Genomic DNA, 5,328 nt, shown 5'->3' with positions numbered 1-5,328 from the left:
GCTCAGCAAAGCAGCAGGCTAGGGTTAGTACGTGGGTCAGATTTAGATGGAAATCCTGGGGGTCAGTGGGTCACTTCTGCGTGGAAATCAACAGCACTGACGCTGGATGTTGCCGATTGGCTGACCAACATGCGCGGCGAAGTGGCCAAAGAAGAAAGGGGTACATCGCCCCCTTAACCAGTTTTCTCCACCCTAAAACGCAAACGCCCGAGGGACTGCTCGGGCGTCGCGCCAGCATTACTGCCGGACAAGTGAGGACTTGTGAAGGCATTATGGGCTGCGCTTCTTCGCTCGTCAATCGTCGAGTGAGGGCGTGCGGGGTGAACTCGTCCTGCCCGGCCAGTACCGCCGGGTCTTTTATCAGGAGTTTTTCCTTGCGTTTGCCTATCCACCAACAGCGCGAAATCGCGCGTCTACATTTCTACGATCCCAAGCAATCGAGCCGCGCGATCAGCCGCGCGGTCGGTGTTTCAACGAACTCTGTCTTAACGCTTCGCTCACTTCTCACAACCAGAGACATCCCACAGAACCTTTTCGACCTCGACGACGACGCCTGGACTGCGGCCCTCGGCAACGAGGACAAGGGCGTTGCCCAGCGAAAGGAGGCTCCGGACTGGAACTGGGTCTATGAGCAAATGCAGCGACCGGACTCCACATTAGAAGCCTTGTGGCAGGAATGGCGTGCCGTCTGCCCTGAAGGCATTGGCTACTCACAGTTCACCGAAAATTTTCGGAAGTGGTTGAGGCTGCAGCACGTGGTGTTTCGCAAGGTCCATGTTCCAGGCGAGAAACTTTTTGTTGACTTCGCAGGCTCCACTGTGACTGTGCGCTCGCGAGACGGAGGCCCTTCCATCGAGGCGCAAATCTTCGTCGCAGTCCTTGGGTATTCAAACTACATCTTCATGCACGCGGTCCCGTCTCAGACGGTACCCCATTGGCTGGAGTGCCACGATGCTTGCTTCGCCAATCTGGGGGGCGTGCCAAAGTGGGTCGTTACCGACAACCTCAAAGCCGCAGTGATCCGGCGAGCGGAAGGCCAGGTGACGCTCAATCCGTCGTACCGGGCTTGTTTGACCCACTTTGGTACGGCGGCTTTACCAACAGGTGCCCGCAAGCCGAAGGAAAAGGCAAAGGCGGAAGTGGGCGTTCAGATTGTTCAGCGCCTCGTGCTGTTTCGCATTCGTGACTTTGATTTCTTCAGCGTGGCCGAGCTGAACGCTGAACTGAAGCGAAGGACGAAACTCGTGAATGCCCGTCTCTTCAAAAAGATGAGCGGTAGTCGTCTCCAGCGCTTTGAAGAAACGGAACGCGCTGCCTTGCAACCACTGCCCGAAGCACCGTTCGAAATGAGCGATTGGCGATACGGCGTGCGCGTTGGGGATGACTACCACGTCGAGCACGAAAGGAACTTCTACTCGACGCCCTACGAGCTGCGTGGTGAACGCGTGGATTTGCGCATCACAGCTTCGCAACTGGAGATCATGTCGCGGGGGCGTCGCGTCGCACTGCATAGCCTGGCGGATGGCGAAGGTTCGGTAAAAACCTTTCCAGAGCATCGACCTATTGCGCACACACGCGTACTCGAAGGAGAGCCCAAAGCACTCATGCTGTGGGCTGAGTCAGTGGGGCCGAACACGCAGAAGATGATTCAGCATCACTTGCAAGACCGGACCGACCTGACAAACGGGTTGAGGGCGGCACGACGGATGCGCGACATGGCGCGAATTCACGGGGAGGGAAGGTTTGAGGAGGTTTGTACATATGCACTGCCGTTGAACATAATTTCGTTGCGCAGCATCGAATCGATCTTGAAAAAATCTCCCGACAAGGGCGTCAAGAAGACAGTCCCCGCCGCTCTCCGTCCCAGCCATGACAACCTGCGCGGCGCGGGGTACTTCGGAGGTGCCGCATGAGCTTCCAGTTGACCATCAATCGATTGCGCGACCTGCGACTGGCTCACATGGCCGAGGCATACGCACTCCAGCAACAGCAGCCCAAGCTTCACGAACTGAGTTTTGATGATCGATTTGCACTGTTAGTGGAACGCGAGGCCTCGGAGCGTGCATCCAAGAAGCTAAATCGGATGATTCGAGCTGCGGGGTTCCCTGAGAAGGCCTCACTGGAGGATGCTGACTACCGACCGACCAGAGGCATTGAGAAATCACTCATTGCCACGCTTGCGAGTGGCGAATGGGTTCGCCAGCGACTCAATCTGATCGTGTCGGGCGCCACCGGGGTAGGCAAAAAATGGTTCGCGTGTGCTTTTGGAACCCAGATGTGCCGCATGGGGCTGCCAACTTTGTTTGTGAAAGCGAGTGATCTATACGAAGGGGTTGGCACCGCCATCCTAGATGGCTCCCTAGCAACGTTGAAGGCTCGCCTAGTAAAACCCAACTTGTTGGTTCTGGACGATTTTGGGTTAGGCGAAATCACCCCGCAGGCCGCGCAGGTGCTACTTGATGTGATTGACCACCGGATGCGAACTGGCTCACTTCTGATTACCAGCCAGTTTCCAACTGATCAGTGGCATTCATTCTTCCCAGATCCGACGCTCGCCGACGCGGTTCTTGACCGTGTTGTCCACCAAGCGCATCGCGTTTCCCTCAAAGGCGAATCAATGCGCAAGCTCAAAGCGAAGAAGCTGATGGCCAGTTGATCATATTGCCGGACCGGTGTTCACGACGCAAGAACAGCGTCTACGACGCCGGTCCAGCAATCTACGCGCTGAACTGGAGTGCAAGATGCAGGCACGTTGATCATCGTGCCGGACTGATGTTCACAAGACCAGAACCGTGTTTGCGAAACAAGTTTGCTGTCTACCGTGCCGAACCAGCGTTCATGTTGCACGTCTCCCGGTTGCGACGCCGGTACCCTGATCGTGATGCTGGACCCTTGTCCATGACGCAAAACCCATGTCTGCGACGTCGGACCGTTGACCATGAGCAGCGGCGCGGTGTTCACGACGAATCGGAGTGAGTGTTCAGGTTGAACCGGATTGGGTGTTTAGGTCGAAGTGGATTGAGTGTTCAACAGTGCCCGGTTTCCGCAGCTGGGGGGCGGAAACACGCGAGCGCATCCGGGCTTCGCTGGAGGCCGACATATTCCCTGCACTGGGCGACCGCCCTCTGGCTGCGGTGCGGTACAGCCGGGGGAAGTCATGGCGGCAATCAAGCGCATCGAGGCGCGCGGCGCCGGAGACATGGCCGGGCGTGTGCTGCAGCGAGTCAAGAGCATTTACCGCTGGGCCGTGGTGCATGGGCGCCTGGAGCGAAACCCCATGCTGGATTTAATGCCTGCCGAAATTTTGAAGCCCCGCGCAGTGCAGCACCGCGCCGCACTGCCGGTGCAAGAGGTGCCGCGCTTCCTTGATCTGCTGGATGCTTACGAAGGTGGCTCCAACACAGCGCAGGCCCTGCGCCTGCTGATGCTCACCGCTACCCGCCCTGGCGAAGTACGCGGCGCCCTCTGGTCAGAGTTCGACCTTGACGCGGGTTTGTGGGTTATCCCAGCCGAGCGCATGAAGATGCGCCAGGAACACCGAGTCCCCCTTTCACGCCAGGCCCTGGAACTGCTGCGCTCCATACAATCGCTGCGCACCGACAGTGCAGATGCGCCAGGCCTGGTATTCCCCAGCCCCAGCTACCGCAGCAAGCCCCTGAGCGAAAACACCCTGAACAGCGCCATGGCCCGCATGCGACGTCCCCCCCGGATTTGAGTAGCGGCTGACGCTGGAGTCCAATCCCGAAGACAGGAGATTGGATGTGAAGAAGCGATTTACGGAAGAGCAGATCATTGGCTTCCTGCGCGAAGCCGAGACGGGTCTGCCGGTGGCCGAGTTATGCCGCCGGCATGGCTTCTCGGAAGCCAGCTACTACCTCTGGCGCAACAAGTTCGGTGGCATGAGCGTCTCGGATGCCAGGCGCCTCAAGGAACTCGAGGTTGAAAACGCTCGCCTCAAAAGGCTGCTGGCCGAGTCGATGCTTGAGAACGAGGTGACGAAAGAAGCCTTGCGAAAAAAGTGGTGAGCGCACCCGCACGGCGTGAGCTGGTGCGCCACATGGTCGGCTGCGGACTGAGCGAACGCCGCTCACTGCGCATCATCGGCATGAGCGCCAGCGCCTACCGGTACGAGCCCGCTGCAGACCGCAATGGTGCCCTCAAGGAAAAAATCATGGCTTTGGCTCGGCGTCATCGGCGGTATGGGGCCGGCATGATCTACCTCAAGCTTCGCCAAGCCGGTGAGGTGGTCAATCACAAGCGCGTCGAGCGCCTGTATGCCCAGGCAGGTCTGCAGCTCAGAAAGCGAAAGCGCAAGAAGATTCCGCTGGCCGAGCGTCACCCTCTGCAGCGCCCGATGGCGGCCAACCAGGTGTGGTCGATGGACTTCGTCTATGACCGAACGGCCGAAGGACGCAGCATCAAGAACCTGACGGTGGTCGATGACGCGACTCACGAGGCGGTGGCCATCGTGCCCGAGCGGGCGATGGGTGGCAACCAGTTGACGCGGATTCTCGATCAGCTCGCCACCACACGGGGCCTACCCAAGGCGATCCGTACCGATAACGGCAAGGAGTTCTGTGGTCGAGCCATGCTGAACTGGGCGCACGCCAGGGGTTGTTCAGTTGTTCCTCATCGAACCTGGCAAGCCCAACCAGAACGCCTACATCGAATCGTTCAACGGCCGCTTCAGAGATGAATGCCTGAACGAGCACTGGTTCACCAGCCTGGCTCATGCCCGTGTGATCGTCGAGGCATGGCGCCGGGAATACAACGAGGAACGCCCCAAGAAGTCCCTGGGCGGATTGACCCCGGCGGACTATGCCCAAAGGCTGGTGCAAAACCCGTTAAATTAACCCCCGGACTCCAAAGCCCAGTGCTACTGAAAATGGGGGGACGTCGGGGGCAGTTCAAAGCCGGGGCGGTTCAATACAGGAAGAAATCCTGGGTGTTAGTGGGTCACTTATGCGCGGAAATCCACAGCACACGCTGCGCATTTCTGTTTCCCCGATCCCCCAAGCAAAACGCCCCCCAACTCGATAGAGCTGGAGGGCGGTTTGGGCTGTAATAGCCTGACGATGACCTACTTTCACACGGGGATCCGCACTATCATCGGCGCGAAGTCGTTTCACTGTCCTGTTCGGGATGGGAAGGAGTGGTACCAACTTGCTATGGTCATCAGGCATAACTTGTTGCGGCGCAGGTTTGATGTCTGCGCTGCGAATTCATAGAGTCTTGGAATCAGGGTTTTGTATTTGATTGCGTGCTTGGCATAACAGTCTTGACTGCATTAGTCAAAGTTATAGGGTCAAGCCGCACGGGCAATTAGTA

General features: G+C 58.2%; 3 protein-coding genes, 1 rRNA gene and 1 pseudogene. 4 read left to right on the top strand and 1 reads right to left on the bottom strand.

The genetic code is table 11. The features are described from left to right. Nucleotides 1-374: 374 nt before the first annotated feature. The 4 genes and pseudogenes from istA (at nt 375) to BP68_RS19040 (ending at nt 4,853) form a co-directional block, all read left to right on the top strand. Nucleotides 375-1,913: an IS21 family transposase gene (istA, locus tag BP68_RS19055; RefSeq protein WP_496374733.1), complete on the top strand. Its 1,539-nt coding sequence runs from the start codon at nt 375-377 to the stop codon at nt 1,911-1,913. Continuing rightward, entirely contained in the window at nt 1,910-2,656 is a 747-nt protein-coding gene (istB, locus tag BP68_RS19050) for an IS21-like element helper ATPase IstB (RefSeq protein WP_496374731.1), read from the top strand. The genes istA and istB overlap by 4 nt, the downstream gene beginning before the upstream one ends. Nucleotides 2,657-3,157: 501 nt before the next feature. Then, a complete protein-coding gene (locus BP68_RS19045) occupies nt 3,158-3,715 on the top strand; it encodes a tyrosine-type recombinase/integrase (protein WP_496374729.1) in 558 nt (185 codons plus the stop codon). Nucleotides 3,716-3,761: 46 nt separating this feature from the next. Beyond that, nucleotides 3,762-4,853: pseudogene (locus BP68_RS19040) on the top strand (IS3 family transposase). A 214-nt stretch (nt 4,854-5,067) separates the two neighbouring features. Here BP68_RS19040 and rrf read toward each other — a convergent pair. Then, nucleotides 5,068-5,180 (bottom strand): 5S ribosomal RNA (gene rrf / locus BP68_RS19035). Nucleotides 5,181-5,328: the final 148 nt, after the last annotated feature.

It is taken from the genome of Diaphorobacter oryzae DSM 22780, assembly GCF_059568935.1.
The sequence above is the reverse complement of the archived record's forward strand: the minus strand, read 5'-3'. Positions and strand labels throughout refer to the sequence as shown.

Bases quoted from the DNA above. Each gene is read 5' to 3' on its own strand.
- istB (WP_496374731.1), top strand. From the start codon at position 1,910: ATGAGCTTCCAGTTGACCATCAATCGATTGCGCGACCTGCGACTGGCT.
- BP68_RS19045 (WP_496374729.1), top strand. From the start codon at position 3,158: ATGGCGGCAATCAAGCGCATCGAGGCGCGCGGCGCCGGAGACATGGCC.